Source organism: Providencia sp. PROV141 (assembly GCF_028481645.1).
Taxonomy (GTDB): Bacteria; Pseudomonadota; Gammaproteobacteria; order Enterobacterales; family Enterobacteriaceae; genus Providencia; species Providencia rettgeri.
In genome coordinates, this window is the sequence record NZ_JAMPPR010000024.1 from 1 (window position 1) to 20,407 (window position 20,407).

At 39.5% G+C, this 20,407-nt stretch carries 14 protein-coding genes; 5 read left to right on the forward strand and 9 right to left on the reverse strand.

Annotated elements, in window-relative coordinates; all coding sequences use genetic code 11:
- Nucleotides 1-4,054 (forward strand): Ig-like domain-containing protein (locus PSF09_RS16065; protein WP_272684154.1); only part of this gene is annotated, 4,054 nt, incomplete at its 5' end.
- Between the two features lie 74 nt (nt 4,055-4,128).
- On the opposite strand, the gene PSF09_RS16070 is transcribed toward PSF09_RS16065, so the two are convergent.
- From PSF09_RS16070 to PSF09_RS16110, 9 genes are all read right to left on the reverse strand, one after another.
- Nucleotides 4,129-4,947, reverse strand: a complete 819-nt coding sequence (locus PSF09_RS16070; RefSeq protein ID WP_272666285.1) for a helix-turn-helix domain-containing protein — start codon at nt 4,945-4,947, stop codon at nt 4,129-4,131.
- A 502-nt stretch (nt 4,948-5,449) separates the two neighbouring features.
- Entirely contained in the window at nt 5,450-6,676 is a 1,227-nt protein-coding gene (locus PSF09_RS16075) for an SGNH/GDSL hydrolase family protein (protein ID WP_272684155.1), read from the reverse strand.
- Nucleotides 6,648-7,817, reverse strand: coding sequence for an SGNH/GDSL hydrolase family protein (locus PSF09_RS16080; RefSeq protein WP_272666283.1), 1,170 nt, complete (start codon nt 7,815-7,817; stop codon nt 6,648-6,650). Before PSF09_RS16080 ends, PSF09_RS16075 begins: the two co-directional genes overlap by 29 nt.
- Entirely contained in the window at nt 7,804-9,222 is a 1,419-nt protein-coding gene (locus tag PSF09_RS16085) for an MBOAT family O-acyltransferase (protein ID WP_272666282.1), read from the reverse strand. Before PSF09_RS16085 ends, PSF09_RS16080 begins: the two co-directional genes overlap by 14 nt.
- A 296-nt stretch (nt 9,223-9,518) precedes the next feature.
- Entirely contained in the window at nt 9,519-10,328 is an 810-nt protein-coding gene (locus tag PSF09_RS16090) for a protein bax (protein ID WP_210838263.1), read from the reverse strand.
- A 489-nt stretch (nt 10,329-10,817) separates the two neighbouring features.
- The gene (locus PSF09_RS16095; RefSeq protein WP_272684156.1) at nt 10,818-11,963 is read right to left on the reverse strand and encodes a DUF4056 domain-containing protein; all 1,146 of its coding nucleotides are present in this window, start codon (nt 11,961-11,963) and stop codon (nt 10,818-10,820) included.
- Nucleotides 11,963-13,108 carry a BamA/TamA family outer membrane protein gene (locus PSF09_RS16100; protein WP_272684157.1) on the reverse strand — a complete coding sequence of 382 codons (1,146 nt, stop codon included), beginning with the start codon at nt 13,106-13,108 and terminating at the stop codon, nt 11,963-11,965. The genes PSF09_RS16095 and PSF09_RS16100 overlap by 1 nt, the downstream gene beginning before the upstream one ends.
- Nucleotides 13,108-14,109, reverse strand: coding sequence for a hypothetical protein (locus PSF09_RS16105; protein WP_272684158.1), 1,002 nt, complete (start codon nt 14,107-14,109; stop codon nt 13,108-13,110). Before PSF09_RS16105 ends, PSF09_RS16100 begins: the two co-directional genes overlap by 1 nt.
- Before the next feature lie 236 nt (nt 14,110-14,345).
- A complete protein-coding gene (locus PSF09_RS16110) occupies nt 14,346-14,528 on the reverse strand; it encodes a hypothetical protein (protein ID WP_210838271.1) in 183 nt (60 codons plus the stop codon).
- 252 nt (nt 14,529-14,780) lie between these two features.
- On the opposite strand from PSF09_RS16110, the gene PSF09_RS16115 reads away from it, so the two are divergent.
- The 4 genes from PSF09_RS16115 (at nt 14,781) to PSF09_RS16130 (ending at nt 20,141) form a co-directional block, all read left to right on the forward strand.
- A complete protein-coding gene (locus PSF09_RS16115; protein WP_272684159.1) occupies nt 14,781-16,238 on the forward strand; it encodes a DUF4026 domain-containing protein in 1,458 nt (485 codons plus the stop codon).
- A gap of 298 nt (nt 16,239-16,536) precedes the next feature.
- A complete protein-coding gene (locus PSF09_RS16120) occupies nt 16,537-16,992 on the forward strand; it encodes a regulatory protein RecX (RefSeq protein WP_272666278.1) in 456 nt (151 codons plus the stop codon).
- Between the two features lie 253 nt (nt 16,993-17,245).
- Entirely contained in the window at nt 17,246-18,604 is a 1,359-nt protein-coding gene (gene dcuC / locus PSF09_RS16125) for an anaerobic C4-dicarboxylate transporter DcuC (protein ID WP_004915139.1), read from the forward strand.
- A 277-nt stretch (nt 18,605-18,881) separates the two neighbouring features.
- Nucleotides 18,882-20,141: an aromatic amino acid transport family protein gene (locus PSF09_RS16130; RefSeq protein ID WP_272666277.1), complete on the forward strand. Its 1,260-nt coding sequence runs from the start codon at nt 18,882-18,884 to the stop codon at nt 20,139-20,141.
- Nucleotides 20,142-20,407: the final 266 nt, after the last annotated feature.

The following is a 20,407-nucleotide window of genomic DNA, read 5'->3' on the forward strand; positions in this document are numbered from 1 at the left end:
TACATCCAACGGTCAGTTCATTGTCGATAGCAATATTACACTGACCGCACATTTAGATCCTGCAAGCCAAGAAAACCCGAATACTTCGGTGACTTATTTAAAAAGACCACAAATTAGTGGCGAAGCTGACCCCGAAAGTAAAATTACGGCTGAATTCAAAGGACAAATTAAAACAGTTTATGCCGATAGCCAAGGAAAATGGTCTCTGATTTTTGATGTTGATGCAGATGTCGGTATGGATAATCACTACAAGATCACCGCAGAGGATGCGGCGGGCAACCAAGATACAATCAGTCAGAGTTTCACGTATCAACCCCCATCAGTGGGAGGTGGGGAAGCTGAATTTCCGATTCTTGTCGCCACATTAGACGCTGCGAGTGATAGTGGAAAGAAAGGTGATTATATCACCAATATTACAGCCCCTAAGTTTACAGGGTTCGCTACAGCGGGGGCTAAAGTGACACTGATCATCGGGAATGAACGCTTTTCTGTATTCGCTGATAACGTGACTGGAAACTGGGAAATTCAAGCTAAGGAGCTTGTGGAAGGAAATAACCAGTATCTTGTGACGGCTGAGCACCCGACAAATGGGCAAATAAAGGATATTTCTGGAAATATCTTTATTGATACGATATCCCCCACATTAACCGTTGAACTCGGCACAGAAGCGGATACTGGAACCAAAGGAAACTTTATTACGGCACATCGCAAACCTGTATTTACCGGAAAAAGTGAACCGGGTAGTGAAATTGTACTGGAATTAAATAATGAGTTAGTTTCAACAGTTGTTGATAACAACTGCTTTTGGAGTTTGACTTTACCTAACGAATTACCGAAAGATTTTATTGGTGACTATAAAATTGTTGTCACGGATGCGGCAGATAATCAATTCAAAAAAATGGGTACACTGGCGATTAATGTTAATCCACCAAAGATAACGAATGCGGCTTTAGCTTCACCGTGGACCCTAGGTAAATTTTATGGTGAGAAATCGACTAATGATTTGATGGCGAGTTTTCAAGGAAAAGTAACTCCTGGTTCAAGTTTACAATTTAAGTTTAGAGTGAGTAAGAAGGATGAGCATATTTTCTCCATCTCAGATATTGATAAAAATGGAAATTGGTCTTTTCGCTTACCGCCAGGTTTTCTTAAAACGGATCGCCGTTACGATCTTGACCAGATGAAACTCGTTGCAACTTCATCCTCTGGGATCGTCACAGAACAATCGATTGAAGAAAAAGGTATTCAAATCAAGGATTGTATTTTAAAGGTGACATTTCAGGTGGCCGCAGAGTCGAGTAGTACAGGGGAAATTAATAACTCATTGAGCTCAAGTCGTTCGCCTAAGTTACAGGGAATGATTTTAGGGTCATCGGATAGGGATGAGCTTAAAGGAACTATTGTTATTGGTGGGAAAAGCTATTCGGTAGATTTTGGGAAAAGTAGAAGCTCATGGAGTTTTAAAGTCCCCGATGATGTTCAGCTTCCTTTAGGCGAAGTACCTTATACCTTAACATTTAAAGATGTTTATGGCTCAGTAAGGGAGTTTTCTTCTTTCGTCACCATTAGTGATTTTAAATTTTACCTTGACCCTGATACCGATTCTGGGCAACTCGGAAACCATTATACTAACCATAAGCACCCGGTTTATAAAGGTAAAATAACCCCAGGCGGCATTATTTCAGCCAAGATGAATGGCAAAAGTTACCCTATCCAAGCCAACGATAGAGGAGAGTGGCGCTTTGAGGTGCCAGTTCAAGGGGATGGTGCCTACCATATTACCTTTATTCAAGATGATGGTAGCCTTACGACAGCGCAAACGACGCTCAACATCCTGACTACGGCGCCAACATTTAATGATTTTCATGTTGTTGATAAGCAGGTTCATGCGGGGACGCAAGTTGCGAATGTAACCAATCCTAAACTGGTTTTCAGTTATCATGGAAACATGGATTATTACCTGATAAACGTGAATGGAAAAACGACTCGGCATAGTAAGCTACAAACTAAATATAATGGCTCTAAAACGGTGTTTGCTAATGAGCTAGTATTACCTGACGGTGAGCATGTGGCAAAAATAACGGCATTTGATATCGCCGGTAATAAAACTGAGCATGAAGTGATGATTAAAGTGCTCAGTGACGTGCCTGGAAAGACTGCCCCAAGTATTGAATTTGGTGTGAATGATAAACAATTAATTTCTGAAAAAGACGGAAAATTACTTTTCAACCAAAATGACTTAACACTCACTGGGACTACAAGTGTCGCAAGTCTGGTGAGCATCAAAGATACAAATGGAAAAATACTGGGTACAACGAAGGCAAATAACCAAGGAAGTTGGCAAATAAAATTACCCAACGACATTGTTCCTGTTGGTATTAAGGACGGAGAAAGTATTAAATTATTGGTTAGCGCAAAGGATTTAGTTAACCGTGAAACGCAGTTTGAGTTTGATTTAGTCTATGACATCTCCCCTCCTGAATTAACCGCAGTCTTAGACGATTCACTAACAAGTGATGGTATTATTCATGTTAACCAACCTACATTTAGTGGAGCAACTAAAGCTAACGCGCAAGTACGCTTGAAGAGCAATGGAAATATTTATCATACGACTGCGGATCACGATGGTAACTGGCAAATTAAACTATCGGATAAGGAAGCACTTGCTGAGGGGGCTTACTCTTATGAAATCGAAGCGCATGACATACTTGGCCAAACTAGTATGCAACCCATATCGGGCGATTTTACGGTAAAAACTATCGCTTTGGCGACGGGAGAGTTAACACCAAACTCAGATTCGGGCATTCAGGGCGATAACTACACAAATATCAATAAGCCTATATTCACTGGAATAACTGAACCGAATGCGATAATTCGATTAGTTTTTGATAATAAAGTGGTTTCAGCTTTTGAAACCATTGCTAATGAAAAAGGGGAATGGTCAATTCACGTTAATACTGAATTGAGTGAAGGTGTTCATGATTATGTGATTTTTGCGATTGATAATATTCAAGGTATTCAAGGCCAAGTTTCAGGGCAATTGATTATTGATACATTAGCGCCCGATTTTCTTATTGGTGGGGTTTTTGACTCCACAGATTCTATAACTAAACAAGATATTGTAATGAATACTCCAACACCTACGTTTGCAGGGATTGCAGAACCAGGAACCTATCTACAATTAACTGTTGGTCAACAGGTTTATAAAGATATTAAGGTGAACCAATGTGGTGAGTGGGCGTTTACTTTACCTAATTCACTCACAGATGGCGAATATAATTATCAAATAAAGATAACTGATCTTGCAGGTAACGCAGGAACGCAACTTTTAACAGGAAAAGTAACAATAGATACGATACTACCTGATATGACTGAGTTTGGCTTAGATGTTAGTACTAATTCCGGCACATTAAATGATGCTGTAACAAATCATAGTCGACCCAAATTCAATGGGCTGACAGAGCCGAACGCATTGGTTGAGTTTACAATCAACAAAAAAACTTACCAAGAGAGTGCCAATGAAAAGGGAGAATGGACTGTCTCTATGACTGAAGCGTTGAGTGATGGCACTTATAATTACCGTATTGAGGTAAAAGATAAAGCAGGAAATGGTATGGTAAAAACAGGGCAAGTTACCATTGATTCAAAAGCGCCTGAACTTACTGGGCAGCTAGATGAACTAACGAATACAGGCGGTGAACAGAATGAAATTACCAACATTAAAACGCCAAAATTCAGTGGAGTAACAGAGGCCAATACCACCGTATTTTTAACTATTGATAACCATACCTATAAGCAAAAAACAAACGGACAGGGTCAATGGGAAATTACCGTGGCAAACCCACTTAATGATGGGGCCTACCCTTATGAAATTAATGTCTATGACCAAGCGGGGAATCAGGCACAGCTTAAAGGGAGTATTGTGATTGATTCAAGTTTACCAGATGCAGCCGTCACCCCTGCTCCCGTAGATAACACAGGGGGTAACCATGTTGATATCCCCCCAATAGATACCACAATGTTACCGATAGATATTGATAATCACTATTTTTAGGTAAACTAGAGCCTTACCATGGAAATGGTGAGGCTCAAGTATTTATAGATGATGATTAAAAGAGATAAAGCGTATTAGAGCAGGGGGTAGGTGAGATTTGACTGGGAATGAAAATTTTTAAATGCGAGTAAAAAATAAGGCACATCATCATAGCCGACTTCTTGAGCAATACGTGTCATAGGCATATTTTCTGTTCTCGATAATATCATCGCTTTATTCATTCGTGACATTAAGCTAATTTTAGAAAAACTGGTGTATTCACTGGCCAGTCGTCGTTTAAGCGTTGAAGAACTCATATGAAGTTTTTTCGCGATAGTATCTAAAGTATGGCATTGCTTACCTGCACTATGAAAAATTAAGTCATACACTTTATCTTTTATCGAGATATTTATTGATGCATATAATGTAGGGATAAATTCATTTACCAGTAAAAAAAATGACAAAATAAAACCCAAATGAATATGAATAATATCCTGGTTGGCAGTTGAATTAACTTCTTTAATGGCAGAGTGAAATACATCTTCAATAATTGGGTTTTCTTGTAAGTTAGTACAACAAATTTGACCTATTGAAGATGTTTTTTTCTTATTAATAAATAATGCAGATTGTTGTTGATAAAAAGATTTTAACATGTCAGTGGTCATTGGAAGTACATCCACAGCGAGTAGATTGTGATTATCACGATTGATTATCTCAATTGAGGATCCTTTGGGGAGAAAACAGATATCTGAGGCTATCAGTTTTTGCCATGGGCCTTCTTCTATTCGCATATCAATTTCACCCGAGCTCAGTTTAAAGAGTAGGGAGTGAGTGAGGTAAAAGCTATTTTTTATTTTATTTGATAGCGTTTCAATATAGGTATGAAACGATTTTACACAGAAATTAGTCGACATTTTTGAACCTAAATAAATATTACCTACGATTGCGACCGTAAAAATATTCTGGTTGTGTCAAAGAATTGTTCACGGTTTCCATTTTTTAACAACAAACCCTGAGCTTGCATAAGCTGCAAAGTGGTTTGTCATTACCTCCTTGTTTTATAAATCGCAGTGTATAGCGATATGGTTTACTAGAAGGAACGCAGGGATACTAATTTTATGCGGTGTATATTGATTTAATTAATGGTCACGATTTTTTATGTTTTTTAGAAGGAAAAATAAATTCGTAATTAGTCAGTAGTATTCCGAGAGTGATGTTTTTAATTTGTTGTTTTTATTTGAAATAATTATTTTAGCTCTAAAATTGGAATTGGACTTTTAGAGTGACAAAAAGATAAGTAAGAAAAAAGCTAAAGTGAAATAGCCACTATTAGGCGATAAATATTAAAAATAGTAGTAAATAAAAAGGCAGGGTACGTTGAAAATACCTCTGCCTTATCGTGCATTGAGTCAGTAATTAATTTAATATTTGGCTTAATTGACTATATAAACCTTGAGCACTCTTTTTGTACCCTTCAACAGAAAGGTGAACATTATCTGGGCGGGCTAAATCTTGAGCTGCCCATGTGCGAATTGAACAAGGGCCACCCATAAAGGCTTGCCAGTCCCAAAATAACGTATTTTCCTGAGCAGCAACCGTCTTTTGAATTTGTATCACACTCATTAGATTCACAGGCATTTGAGCTTGGCAACTAGCTGCATTATTAAATTTAAGTGAATCATTCGGGCCGATAAGCAAAATAACGCTGTTAGGCATTTGTTGGCGAATTAAGCGGATTTTAGCGCGTAAATTTTGCTCATAAGCGGCTAAATCTAACGTATCATTAAAAGCTTCATTGGTTCCATAAGCTAAAATCACCATATCAGGCGACATTTGCGCTAAAGTTTCGCTCCATTGTGGCTGCCATTTATCTGCCATACTTAATGTTGCACCATTGAGCCCAAGTGCTGAAAGCATCACTCCTGGTTTTTGTGAACGCACTAACCACCCACCAATTTTTAACCCATTACCTTTATTAACAGTAACCTGAGCGGGAAGTTGGGTATTTACAGGGGATGAAAATACCCACTGGTTACCCGTGGCTGGCAATGCAACACTGGGAGAAACAGCAGGAGCGACACGCATTTGTGAATCACCTGCGCTTTGATAGAGAGTCTGTAGCTGGTAAGCCCCTAGCGCAGCCTGTAAAGGCTTGAGCACTACTTTGCTGTTGGCAGTTTGCGGCTCGGCGATTAGCCCACCAAGTGGGTAATCAAACCGCTCATCTTTACGGCTGGAAGCCAGAGACCACTCCTTCTTTTCGCTTGTGCGATTAATGGTTGCGGTACGTTGCCCCGGCACTGAAATAGGCGGAATAAAACCTGGGCCAGCATCCCCATAGCGTTGCTGGAACAAGGTTCTTAAATTGCCACTGAAAAAGTCAGCGGCGGTGTGTGAGTCACCAATTTGGACGATATGCACTTGTTGGTTGCCTTGGCGTAGCTTTTTCGCCAACAGTGGCAAATTAGGTTCGGCGTTATTGATCAACTGCTCTTGTGCAACCGCAGGCTGGCCTTTGGGGAGGCTAGTCGTACGTGTTTTGTCTGATGTGTTCTGGCAAGACAATAAGCCCAGCGATAAAAGCGCAATCACGCTACCCGCCAATATTTTGGACTTAGCTTGACACAGTTTGTTCAGTTTCATGAGGTTCCTTTTCTTCCTCTTCTTCGAAATGAATGAGTGAGAATACTTTTTCAGCAATCAATTGTTGGCCTTTTCCGCTGAAATGGATCCCGTCACCACTTCGCAATTTAATTGTACTGCTTGCATCACCGATATAGTCAGAATAGGTATCGCCTTTATATTTAAAGACATCATTGACAGAAAAGTAAATTTCGCCGTTATCCTCAACTTCAGATTGGTAGAGGCTACTCAAGAATTTCATACCATCGGAGAGCGTATTTTTACGCATATTAGGGGGGCCAACCCAAATAACATCAACATTGTGCTGGCGAGCGGTCGATATTATATCACTAATCCGTTCACGGTACACTTTTTCCCAATCTTCACTTTTAAATTTGACGTATTTATAACCCGTTTGTGGTGGCATATCCCAAGGGTCATTAGGGCCTAAAAAAACGACGAGAACCTTAATGTTCGGGTTATCATTCAATGCCTTGGCAATGGTTTGTGGCCAATTGAAAAAGCGTGGATATGCTAATCCTGTACTTTGTTTGCTTAGATTAATGCTATCAATATTATATTTTTTCAAGAGCATGTTTTTAACATGTGGAGCAACACCTTGCATCATGGAGTCCCCCGCAAACAGAACTTGTTGGCCTTTTTCGATATTGGCAACATGTTTTGGCACGATTGGCTGATCTGTTTTGATAGTAAAACCACCAAAGTTAATTTTGGGGTTTTTCTCCCTAGCTTGTGGCCGTTTCAGGCGTTCAGGGAAGGTAATCGATAAGCTTTCAGCTGGGTAAACATAGCCATTCACAAAATGAAGACCAACTTGAAACCCGGTGGGAAAACTGAGTGCTTTGTCTTTATTGGCCAATGCGATTTCTGCCGCTTGATTGTCCTCTTGCGCTTTTTGCCCTGATGCGTAGTAAGTAAATAGGCTTCCAGCTTCAAGTGCACCATCATGTAAATAAGCTCCGTAATCCCAGATAGGATTACCCGACATTTTTGCCCATGGGGTATCTTGATGATATTTCTGCTGCCAAAATCGTTCTAGTGAGCTTTGATTCAACCAAATTAATAATAGGCCGGCAACGAGGACAATAAATAAAATCTGCCCAACCTTGATGAGGGTATTTTTAAACTCAGAAGTTAGCATAAATAAACCCCGGCATACCTGAAGGAGAAAGCATAAACATAATGGTTAGAATAATCGCGAGCGGAATAGGGTAATAATACCAAGGAATAGTTTGGTATTTTTTCGCCACATAATGGTAGCCTTGTACAAAATAAGGGTAGGTAATCAGTAGTAGCCAAAATGCGACTAATAATCCCAAGCTTGCATTAATAGAAGCGATAAAACCAGGTGCAGTGATTTGATTGACTATTAGCAGTGCATCATCAAATGAGGCACTACGAAAGAAGATCCAAGCAAAACAGACGAAATGGAAAGTAATAATACGCGAAACCCAAACTGATAATGTTTTATTAGGGATCACTTGAGTCCATCCTAATTTTTCCATGCATAAACTCTTAAGATTGAGTAATACAATCCCTAATCCATGAATGGCTCCCCATACCACAAATGTCATTGCAGCACCGTGCCATAACCCTGAAATGACCATAGCAAGGAATACATTAGTGTTCATACGACTAAAACCTTTGCGGTTACCGCCAAGGGGAATATAAATGTAGTCGCGAATAAAGGTTGATAAGCTGATATGCCAGCGAGCCCAAAACTCTTTTAAATTTGCAGCTAAATAAGGCGCATTAAAGTTAACAGGAACTCTAAACCCTAATAATAACGCGATGCCCGTCACCAGGTTGGTATAACCAGAGAAGTTAAAGTAAATATTCCAAGCATACGCATAGGTTGCTATTAGAATCTCTCCCGCACTGTAACCCACAGGGGCATCAAAGACAGGGTTTACAAAATTTTCAGATAAGTAAGAGCTAAATAAAAATAATTTCACCAGTGCTAATGAGATAAGCAATATGGCTTTTCGAGGATCTAAAACCTCACGGCTTTCAGCTTGTATTTGAGGAAGAAAGTTCTTCGCACGATTGATTGGTCCCGCGACGATACTTGGAAAAAATGCAAGGTATAGTGTTACGTCAAAGAAATCAGCTTTAGGAATTTCTTTGCGGCAAACCGATACGGTATAGCTTACCGAGTGGAATACATAAAAGGAGAGGCCAAGAGGTGCGAGTATCTCCAATATAGGAAGGCCAACACTAAAACCAAATTTGTCGAGTGTTTGCTGGATAGTCTCTTGGAAGAATGAGTAATACTTAAAAGTGGTAAAGAAACCAATAATGACGGCGGTAAGAATACCGTATATCCATCGACTAGAGAGCCAATTAGTTGCCACATTGGTAAGCAAATAAATGATCAGTGTGTAGCTAAATAAAATATAAGCAAAGTCAGGGCTAAATGAATAAACAAAAAAATAGCTAGCAGTGATTAATAAGCCATTCTGTAGTTTTGCACTGGGCTGACAACCCCAATAAATAAGAAAAAAAATTAAGAAAGAGCCAAGAAACTCAAAAGAGAAGAAATTCATATTAGACTCAAAGATGTTAATTATTTTGTTAGAAGGTGAGGGTATATGATATTTGATCTCTTTTTCTATGCAATCAGAATATTGCTTGTCATATTGCTCGTCATATTTCGAATGGTGACTTTGTTGGCTACGTTCAGCTACCCTAGTCACATACTTATGTATGCTCCTAGGGATAGCCTCTCTTGCCGCCTTGCCACCACTCGAACTATTTAGAGCAATAGAGTCAATCTAAAAAATAATAAAAAAATCCACTTAACGAAGTGGATTTTTTATGTCTTGTACCTGGTGATACAAAATTAAATGCGAGTGGCTGCTCTTTGTTGAGCTTGTGTAATCAATTCTTCATTACTCGCGTACATCTCTTGTAAATAGCGGTTATAGGTTGAACCTAACTCTGAATATCCTTTCATATCATTGATTAGCTTTTTAGTATCTAGCTCATCTTTTGATAGACGTTGCTTTGCTCGTGAAGTACGTAGTGACTCATAAGCATTATGGGTATTCATGTTCTTCATGTAAGCAGTTACGGTATCTTCTACAGAAGCATAGGAAGAATAGCCTTTGACTTTCCCTTGCTTAGTTTGGCAGCCGCTACCGCAGCGCATACCAAATAAATTACCGTTTTGCAGTGCGAGTTGTGAAGTACCCCAGCCAGACTCTGTTGCTGCTTGTGTTGCAACTAAGTGCGTTGGCATGATGTCGACACGACTCAATAGTTTGTCCCAATTTAAACGTTTTGGGTTACTACATTTCATACCATAACTATTACAGATTTGCTCAAGACGGCGCAATTCTTGGGCGCTCCACTTCTTGTTAGCTCGTACTGATAACAACCAAGTACGTTCAGCCATGATCTGCTTATTCACTTTTTCAATAACAGGGACAACCGTTTTCAAAAATGCTTTCTTTCGAGGTGTACCAGAAGGGTATTTACGTAAATCAGGGAGTGAGGTTTTAGCCTGACTTACATTCTGTTGCACAGTTTTATTAGTATACTCTTTATTGAGCATTGTGCTGGTACTGGTGGAGCCCATACTCAGGCTCGAAAATAAAAGTAAAAATAAGAAAGCGAAGACGGCGTTTGTCCTCATCGTTCGAGAGGGCATTTGCTTCTCCTAAGTATCTCTGAACAAAATTCGAGCGAATATTAGCAGATTAATTTTTTACGAGCTACATTTATCCGGGTGACATTAGGGAAATTTCTGTATTATTTTGTAGACTTTTTTATATTATTATGAATTTACTGATTTTAATTGGTATAAAGTTTCTGTTGATATATTTTCACATGAAGAATGATAAATTAAACTGTTTATTTCCGTAACGCCTTGGCTTTACTTAAGTCAAATTTGAGTGAAAAAAACACAATTCATGTAGTTATTATAGGGTTATTTTGTCTGAAAAATAAGCAGTTGATAGGCTGTTTTTTAATCAAAATGAGTTCTCCATCGTTTTATTAAAGCCTATCGATGAGACAAAAGTGAAATTAGATTATTATCTGCAAATGAGTAAAAAGTGACATTTACCTTAAGTTTTAAGTGCGGTAATGTCAGAATAAAGTCCTATAGGGTGAGTAATATGGATATCACAAATAGGCCTTAAGGCTTTAAAATTTGTTGCAGTAAATCTTGTTGCTTCGCATCTTCCGCCAGCTGTGGAAAATCTGCCACTGTCCAATAAGAGGTTGGTTTGGGGAGCTGTTTCATGTTACCAGTAGGGAGCAAACGCAGTTGTGCGAGTAATGACAAATCATATTTGAGATAGCGATCAGGCAACGTTAAAAATAAGCTTTCAGATGGCATAATTTGTGGGGGCATCAGAGGATAACGTTGGTCACTTGTTTGGTAATCCCTTGTTAAAACAAGAAATTTCTCCGGTACTCTACGGTAACTGTTCCACCATAAGCCATCTACGCTATCAAACATTTTGCGGGTTATACTTTTTTCTTTGCTACCTAGCCGCTGAAGTGCTCGTGGAAGAATATTTTCCATTGATTGAGAATAAGTGGCTAAAGAGTCTGCTCGGCCTTGTAGTATCAAAGTTAAGGCGAGACGGGAACCAAGTAAATTTGAGTACAGGTCTTCAGGGGAAAATGCGGAAATCCCTTCGGAAAATCCCGGTACAGATTGATAACCATACCACTGCGCAATTTCATGCCATACTGCGAGCTGGAAAGCCAGTTTTGCGGCTAAGTAGGCGCTTAGGGTATAACGTTGGTTGGCAGACTGTGGTGGTTCAAATGCACTGAAATGAACTTGTCTATCTGCTAATTCTTCACTAAGTGACAGCGACCATTGTTGGCCAAGGCGTGGGTAAATTTGGCTAAATAAGTAAAAAGTATAATCTGCAGTATCTCTGACATGGGAAATATCAATAAACCCGCTTTTATCCGTATAGAGTAAGCCTATTTTTTCATTACTGAGCCCGATTAATGCCGCAGAGGCACCTAAAAAGCTGTCATTATAATGATGTTCACCGAGGCTATCTGCTTCAACGATATTATCGATAGTGTAAAATGGGACTGGTAATCCCCACAGTTCAGCTTGCAAGTTGTAGCCAAAAGCACAGCAAGCGCGCAAACCTTGTGGAGGAGCTAAGGAAGCAACCACAGGCCAAGCTTGTGAGGCCGCTTCAAAAGTATAGGGGGTAATTACAGGCTCAATGGCAGGCAATTCCAGTTTGTCATGACTTTGGCAGGCGGCTAATAAAAGCGCAATCCCCATTGCCAGAACCCATTTGAACATTAAAATGCCTCCCCAACCTGAAAATAAACCCCTGTGCTGTTGCGGCCGACACCTAAATCCAAGCGAACATTCATTCTTGGTTTAAATTCAAAACGGTAGCCAACACCTACGGTGGGCAACCAATGCCTTTGGCCTAAGTCGGATGCAGTATCGCTCATGGTTCCTGTGCCTAACCAACCAACAACGCCATGGCGCCAATCGAGTTTATGGCGGAGTTCTATTTGGCTGGTGAAAATATTGTTATCGCGATAACGGCCTTCGTAATACCCGCGCATGCGGTTACCATTACCAAGTAATGATAGCTGGTTCCACGGTACATTTCCGCTTGAAAACCTTGCATAATTGTCGAATGCAATAACAGTTTCTTCGGCTAAGGCATGGTAATAGGCATATTGTAATTGGGTGGTTTGGAAGCGTGTATCGCTACCGAGGCTAGGTGTAAAATAAGTATAAACGGCCTCAAAAGTTTGACCATGATGGGCATTGGGCAGGAAATCTCGTGTGTCATAACTGTAATATGCACTGATGCCTGAATTTAACACCGAACGGCCCCCAATTGACTTGGAGAAATACTGTTTCGCACCATCATCAGGATCGCTGGCATTGATTGATGAGAAGTTCCAACCGAGCCCAACATAAGTAGAATCAGCCAGTTGGTATAAGGCTCTTGGAGTTATTTGGAACTCTTGAGAATGGTACTTTTCTTTATTGTGATCGTTTTTCCCTGCAGAATATCCCTTACCCCAATAATAAGTGGGAATATTGTTAATGGTACCGGAAACAAATAACCGCCACTGGTCGTTATCAATAAAATTATAATTGGTAAAATTTAATCCAAATGCGCCGGTCGACGATGCAAAACCGCTTAATCCAATAGAAGATGGCTGGGTTTGTTTATCTTCTTTATCTATTCGATATAAACCAACCAGTGCGGTGCCAATACCAATGCCCATTTCGGGGGTATAAAATGGTCCTGGCAATATGCCCCAATCAACAGTTTTACTTTCATCAAAGCTATTTTCCCCACCGAGATCGTTTAGCCAGCCATCGATTTGCTGGCGGTCAGGAAGAAGATCTGCTTTAGCAGGAAAAATAATAAAAAGGCTGAGCAAGGCCAGCCTTTGAATAATTGCCGAATGCCACATTAAAAACGGAATTCCCCGGATATAAAGAAGCTGTTACGGTTATTAAAGCCGACTTCGGTTAATACATTAAAATTTCGAGTGAGTTCAACTCGAGCACCGACAGTATTATTCCATTTATGAGCAAGGTGTTGTTTTACATCGAATTTAACATTACCAATTATGGGCTTCATTAATGGATCATTCATGAAGTAATCAAGTTCTTCAGGAAGATTCAATTTGCTAACATCACCTTTAAAACGTTGGGTGATATCTTGGTACATGGCACCAGTCCAAACTTGGACTTTGGTATTACCTTGGCCACTAATTAATGGCTCGAACACAAATTCATATCCAATACGAGGGGTCATAACAAAAGCGGTAATATCACCATCTAAAATATCAAGGTTTGTTTTAGTATAGTTTAGGTCTAGCGTTCCAAAAAATTGGTTATATCCACCCGCAAAGGTTACCCCACCTCCATATGTTTTTCCTTTAAAATCCAATGAGAAAGGTAAGTTCTCCCACATTGGACCTTGCTGCCCTTTCATATATATACCAGTGATATTAGTTTTAGAGGAGCCTTTTGTTTTTCCATAAACACCGTAGATATTCATGAATGGCAGAACCCAAGCATCCAGTTTTAGCATGTGTGATTCATTTTTTTCTCGTGTATGACCTGTTTCAACTAAAATATTAGAAAGAATACCTTGCCCTAATCGACTATCAGAGTTGAAGCCAATTTTATCAACAACAATATCTTGGCGTAGGTTCATATAACCATAACTTGCCCCAAATGGTTCCGGTAAATCATACCCTCGAGCACGGGCTTCATCGCCCCAAATCGGCAGTACTCGTGACTCTGTGGTAGAAGAACGAGTAATGCCGCCTTCGCTATTATTTTGTGGTACTCCAGACTCACTTACAGAGACTGAAAATAATGGACGATCGCTATCGGCAAAGCTCACAGACATGCTCATAATAGAAGAAAGGATCAGTGCAGTACTGAATTGAATGCGTTTCATAAAATTGGCTCAATATTTGGACAATAGAGAAGTGTAATAGATAAATTGTTATTAGTCGTACAGTGATGATTGGAATTCTATCATTAGAAATTTATTATTAGATGGCGCTTAATGCTTTTTTGTTGATAAGTTGAACTAAAGAAATGTGCGTTTATTATCTATTTAAGATGGCTATATGAAAGGGATAGAGCAGGTGCCGATATAATAAACAATACCGGCACTGAGCAGGCAAAAGGCTATTTTTTAGTTTGCTGATGAAACTTAACTCGCTCATGAAAATAGGCTTTCAAATGGTCTTCTAATTGGTGAATTTTTTGTTCTAAAGCATCCACAAAAACGTCATCATTATTCATATCAAAAACACGCTGCATTGCGAGGTCATCGACATATTCTTTTTGTGCTTTGGTTAAATCAGCCATATTTGAATTACCTTTATTGAAATAGGACTTTTGCTTCATCAATATAAAGCAAATTAAAGAAAGAGCATTATTGTGCCTCAGCCAATACCGTATGAAAAGTAGAATAACTGATTGTCGAATAATGATTATTTATTAACTTAGTTGCAATACGAAGGATCAAATCACAATCTCAGTTTGTTAAGAATAATCACAATATTCTTAATGAATATAAGCTGATATCCTCGCCACAGTCACTTATTAATAGGTCTGAAAATGAATAATAAACAACACTACCTTGATACCGCAGCAGGTGAGGGCGAGAAAGAAGCATCAATGATGGTTGCTATTTCTGGTTCTGAGCTAACGTCTTTATTACTTGAGCAGCGTTTAGAAGAACAAACTTATTTCACCGAGGGTGAGATAGATTACATTCCAGAGGATGGCGGTTTTTTCTTTAGCTGTAAAAAAGATGAAGAAGAATTACGTTTTTATATCGCTTTAGTGGATAGCGACCCTGAATATACCATCAACCCTTATTTTGCCACTGACCCAATCAGCCCTGAGCTGTATGCAGAAGCAAGTGCTGCCCCCCAAGCGGTGATTGTTGAGTGCTTATTTCAAGGGCAACCATTAGTCAATTATCTGCAGCAGCTAAAGATTATTCAAATCTTGGTACCCGATTTATTACTGGGCTTGGATATTTCTGCCGCAGGGAAAGTATTTACTCGTGAGTGGCTTAATTTCCAACTCATTGATGATTTGATGCCAAGCATTGATTCTTTGTATGTTGTTCATGCTATTTATGACCAAGAAGATAACGAAGACAAGCCGGAAGAAGAGCGTGCGCCGACCATGTATTGGTTCCACACTCACGGCTTGGCACGTTGTGGTTTATCAGAAGCAGAAATTATTATACCGCACCCGATTGCTTCTTATTATGGTATTCCCGAACTGTTTTGGAGCTTCGTGAATAACAGCATTACTCACGGAAAAATCGTGTTTAATGAGCCGATTTTTATTGGACAAACCCAGGCGGGCTATGAATATTTAGTTGCAGTACCGTTTGAAGAAGGGCTGCTACATGTAGGTAAATCCACACCCATTGATGATTTAAAACCGCTAGAAGAGATGAGTTTCGAGTTTGGAGATGCATCATCAGAGCGTTTTATGGGAGATTGGCATGATAGAGACGAATCTCATCAACATCCTTCAGCCATGTTATTCCGTGTAACACAAGAAAACCCAACCTTAGAAAGCTTCTTTGAAGGGTTTGAAGATCAAAATGCCATGATGTTTATGCGTACTGACGAAGAAACGGCCGATATGTCTCGCAAAGCTAAGTTACGTTGGGAGTATTTCACTCATATGTTAGATAACTACGGGCCAAAACCGGTTGCTCAGAAGAAAGGTTTTTTTGCCAAATTCCTCGGTAAAAACGAGGAAACTGAAGACTCTGAATGGCGCTTTTTAGTGAAATGCGGTATTGGCTACTATGATGCGGAAGAAGATTTCGATGGTCATGAACATATGTGGTTTGAACCCGTTTCTTGGCATGGTGACCAATTTGAAGGGCGCTTAATAAACCATCCTTTTTATGTGAAAAATATGCAAGAAGGGGAAGTTTACCCATTAACACGTGATGATATTACGGACTGGACAATTTATTTCCAAGATGGCAGCTATACCCCAGATACGATATATAAACTGCTAAGTGGTACTCAAGTTCACTAACTCGTCATACTTCAAGCTGCATGGGTGTTGACTGCACTTAGCCAGCCGAATCACATACTTATGTATGCTCATCGGTCTGTCTTCGCTTGTCGCCTACATGCAACTTGAATTATTTAGAGTATATATTTGTCATACTTCAAGCTGCATGGGTGTTGACTACACTTAGCCAGCCGAATCACATACTTATGTATGCTCATCGGTCTGTCTTCGTTTGTCGCCTACATGTAACGTAGAGTACAAAGGTTTATGTTAGACTGGGCGCGCAATGCGCCCAATTTAATGATGAAAGTTTAACGCCATGAATGAATCCGAGCTTTACCAATATGCCTTATTTATGCTTTCCCGCCGTGATTACGGTAAAGCTGAGCTATTTGCCCGTATGAAACGGCGTATGTATGAAAAAAATGAAGGCATTATTGACGAGCCTTTAATTGAATTGGTGCTTGAGCGGTTAAGTGAGCAACATTTTCTTGATGATGACCGTGTCGCAGGGTTATTAATGCAAGGTTTTCTGCGCAAGGGATACGGCCCATTGCGGATAAAACAAGAAATGCGGCAGAAAGGTTTTCCTGAAACAATTGTGGAAAAGCATTTTGCCACTTTAGATGTAGACTGGTTTGAAAAGGCCGCATGGGTGCGCAATAAGAAGTTTGGGGATAGCATTCCTAAAGATTTTAAAGAAAAGAGCAAGCAAATTCGTTATCTGCAATATCGCGGCTTTTTTGGTGATATGATTTATGAGTTATTTAGTTAATCAATTTTCCTCTTTAATGTGAAAAACATTACATCGCTAAACAAAGCTGATTTTCCTATTCTTTATTAATATTTGGGGCTATCGGCTGTAAATGGGCGCCCAAAATAGATTTTTTATTTATTTCTCTTGTGTTTTAACGCATTTCTATATTAAAAATCATCTGCTGACATGATCATTGTCAGTGAATTTTGCTTAATAATTAGGCAGAGTAATTTTTTTTATAATTACAAAATAAGACAGGCAGGAGAAATAAATGATTGAGCTCTTAATCGGCGTAATTGTCGCCATTGGAGTTGGGCGTTATATCATAAAAGGATATTCCGCAACGGGAGTGTTAATGACCGGGGGTATTTTACTTCTGATCATTACCGCTATTATGGGAAAAAGTATTTTACCAGGTTCTGTTCCGACGACGGGGTGGCGTGTAACAGATATCTTGGAATACATAAAATTCCTATTAATGAGCCGAGGTGGCGACCTTGGTATGATGATCATGGTGCTATGTGGGTTTGCATCTTATATGACTCATATCGGGGCGAATGATGTCGTGGTGAAAATCGCATCTAAGCCATTAAAAATGATCAACTCACCTTATTTGTTGATGGTTGCTGCTTATATTGTGGCATGTTTGATGTCACTAGCCGTTTCCTCTGCAACTGGCCTCGGGGTATTACTGATGGCGACGCTATTCCCTGTCATGGTGAATGTCGGGATCAGTCGTGGTGCAGCAGCGGCAATCTGTGCATCGCCAGCGGCAATTATTTTAGCGCCAACGTCTGGTGATGTTATCTTAGCGGCAAAAGCAGCCGAAATGCCATTAATCGACTTTGCATTTAAAACGACCTTACCGATTTCTATCGCGGCAATTGTGGCAATGTCAATCGCCCACTTTTTCTGGCAGCGTTATCTCGACAGAAAAGAAAATGTCACAACTGAAATGTTAGATGTTAATGAAATTAAAACCCATGCACCTGCTTTCTACGCTATTTTACCTTTCACACCGATTATTGGTGTTTTAGTGTTTGATGGCAAATGGGCGCCTGAATTGCATATTGTTACTATTATTGTTGGCTGTATTATTTTGGCAGCAGTCATTGAATTTATTCGTAGTTTCAGCGCTAAACATGTCTATAGTGGCTTAGAAGTTTGTTACAAAGGCATGGCAGAAGCATTTGCAACGGTCGTGATGTTATTAGTGGCAGCAGGGGTATTTGCACAAGGTTTAAGCACGATTGGCTTTATTAAAGGGCTAATTGACCTTGCTCAATCATTCGGTTCAGGCGCTATAGTGATGATGATCGCACTGGTGGTGATCACGATGTTAGCCGCGATGACAACGGGTTCGGGTAATGCCCCATTCTATGCATTTGTTGAGTTAATTCCTCACTTAGCAAAACAAATGGGGGTCAATCCAGCTTATTTAGTGATCCCAATGCTGCAAGCCTCTAACTTAGGGCGGACATTATCGCCTGTATCAGGGGTTGTCGTGGCTGTGTCTGGTATGGCAAAAATCTCTCCGTTCGAAGTGGTGAAAAGAACGTCAATCCCAGTATTAGTTGGATTGGTTGTGGTCGTGATTGCGACAGAAATATTAGTGCCTGTCTATCTGTAAAACTTCAGTTTTTCAGATAAAAAAAAGGGCTGAACGAATCATTCAGCCCTTTCTCGAATTAAAAATTAAATACTTTATATCTAAAATTTACTCTTTTAATTAATTGCGAAATTATTTATTTACAGAATAATTATGTGGTATTTGTTTTTTTTACGTTATTAACGAGATCTACACCAAAAAGTTGAAAAAAATAGCGTAATTAAATTAGGTACTGTTGCTCATTTAATGCAAAATCTGCACATCTTATTTTAATAACGTTAATGATGAAGAACACAAGATGAGCACAATTGAAAAAGCAGTAGTCGCAGTCGATAAACCTGCCAGTAAGTGGACCTATAAGGATTTTACTTGGGTACTTTCTTTATTTGGAACCGCTGTTGGCGCAGGTGTTCTATTCCTGCCAATTAAAGCTGGTGCAGGGGGGTTTTGGCCATTAGTTGTATTGGCAATAATTGCCACTCCAATGATTTGGCTGGCCCATAAAGGGTTAGCCCGCTTTGTTTTATCTTCAAAAAATCCCAATGCGGATATTACCGATACGGTCGAAGAGCATTTTGGTAAAATAGGCGCAAATATTATTACCTTTGCCTACTTTTTTGCTATTTACCCTATCGTATTGATTTACGGTGTGGGTATCACGAATACGGTTGATTCATTCCTAGTCAATCAATTAGGTATAGATCCACTACCACGATGGTTGCTGTCTGGCGTGCTGATTGCTGCAATGACAGCTGGGGTGGTATTTGGTCGTGACCTTATGTTAAAGCTCACGTCTCTAATGGTTTATCCTTTGGTCTTTATTTTATTAGCTTTGTCATTGTATTTAATTCCTGAATGGAATATGTCAATGCTAGAGGTGGCACCAGACTGGAGTTCAATGCCAGTGGTTGTTTGGATGGCGATCCCCCTTATCGTATTTTCATTTAACCATAGCCCAATCATCAGCCAATTCACGAAAGACCAGCGCCAACAATTCGGCAATAATGCTATTGTGAAAACAGATATGATCACTGGCGGTGCTGCATTAATGCTGACTGGCTTTGTGATGTTTTTCGTTTTCTCTGTGGTGTTATCATTAAGCCCTGCTGAACTTGCTGTTGCGAAAGAACAAAATATCAGTGTGTTATCACATATCGCGAATATCAATCCATCGCCAATCTTGTCCTACTTAGGGCCGATTGTTGCTTTTGCTGCGATTGTATCGAGTTACTTTGGTCACTTCTTAGGGGCTCATGAAGGTTTAGTTGGATTAATCAAGTCTCGTTCTTCTTTCTCTGTAAAGAAAATTGAAATGGCATCCATGTTATTTATTGTGATTACAACGTGGATTGTGACTATTCGTAACCCAAGTATTTTAGGCATGATTGAAACGATGGGGGCGCCAATGATTGCCGCTATTCTGTTTATTCTGCCTGTTGTGTCGATGAATATTGTTCCAGCAATGAAGAAATTTAGCACGTCAAAACTGGCACAAATTTTCACCTTTATTTGTGGGTTAGCATCTATTACTTCGGTTATTTATGGCGCTTTCTTATAGTTATAAATAAAGTTATATAAGACGTAAAGCCACGACCTGTAGGGGTTGTGGCTTTTTTTATATCAATACGAAATAGGTTATAAGGATAGACACTGATATAACTGATTTTTAAGCTGAAGGGTGTGATAATCACCATTGCTGCATCTATCAATGTGAAATAATTTCAAGTTCAATTAGTTGCTCGCTATGGTGTCTTAGGTAATATCTAGAGTTATCACAGCATCATAACAACATAATTATGAACCTCCTCTGGCAATTGCATTTTC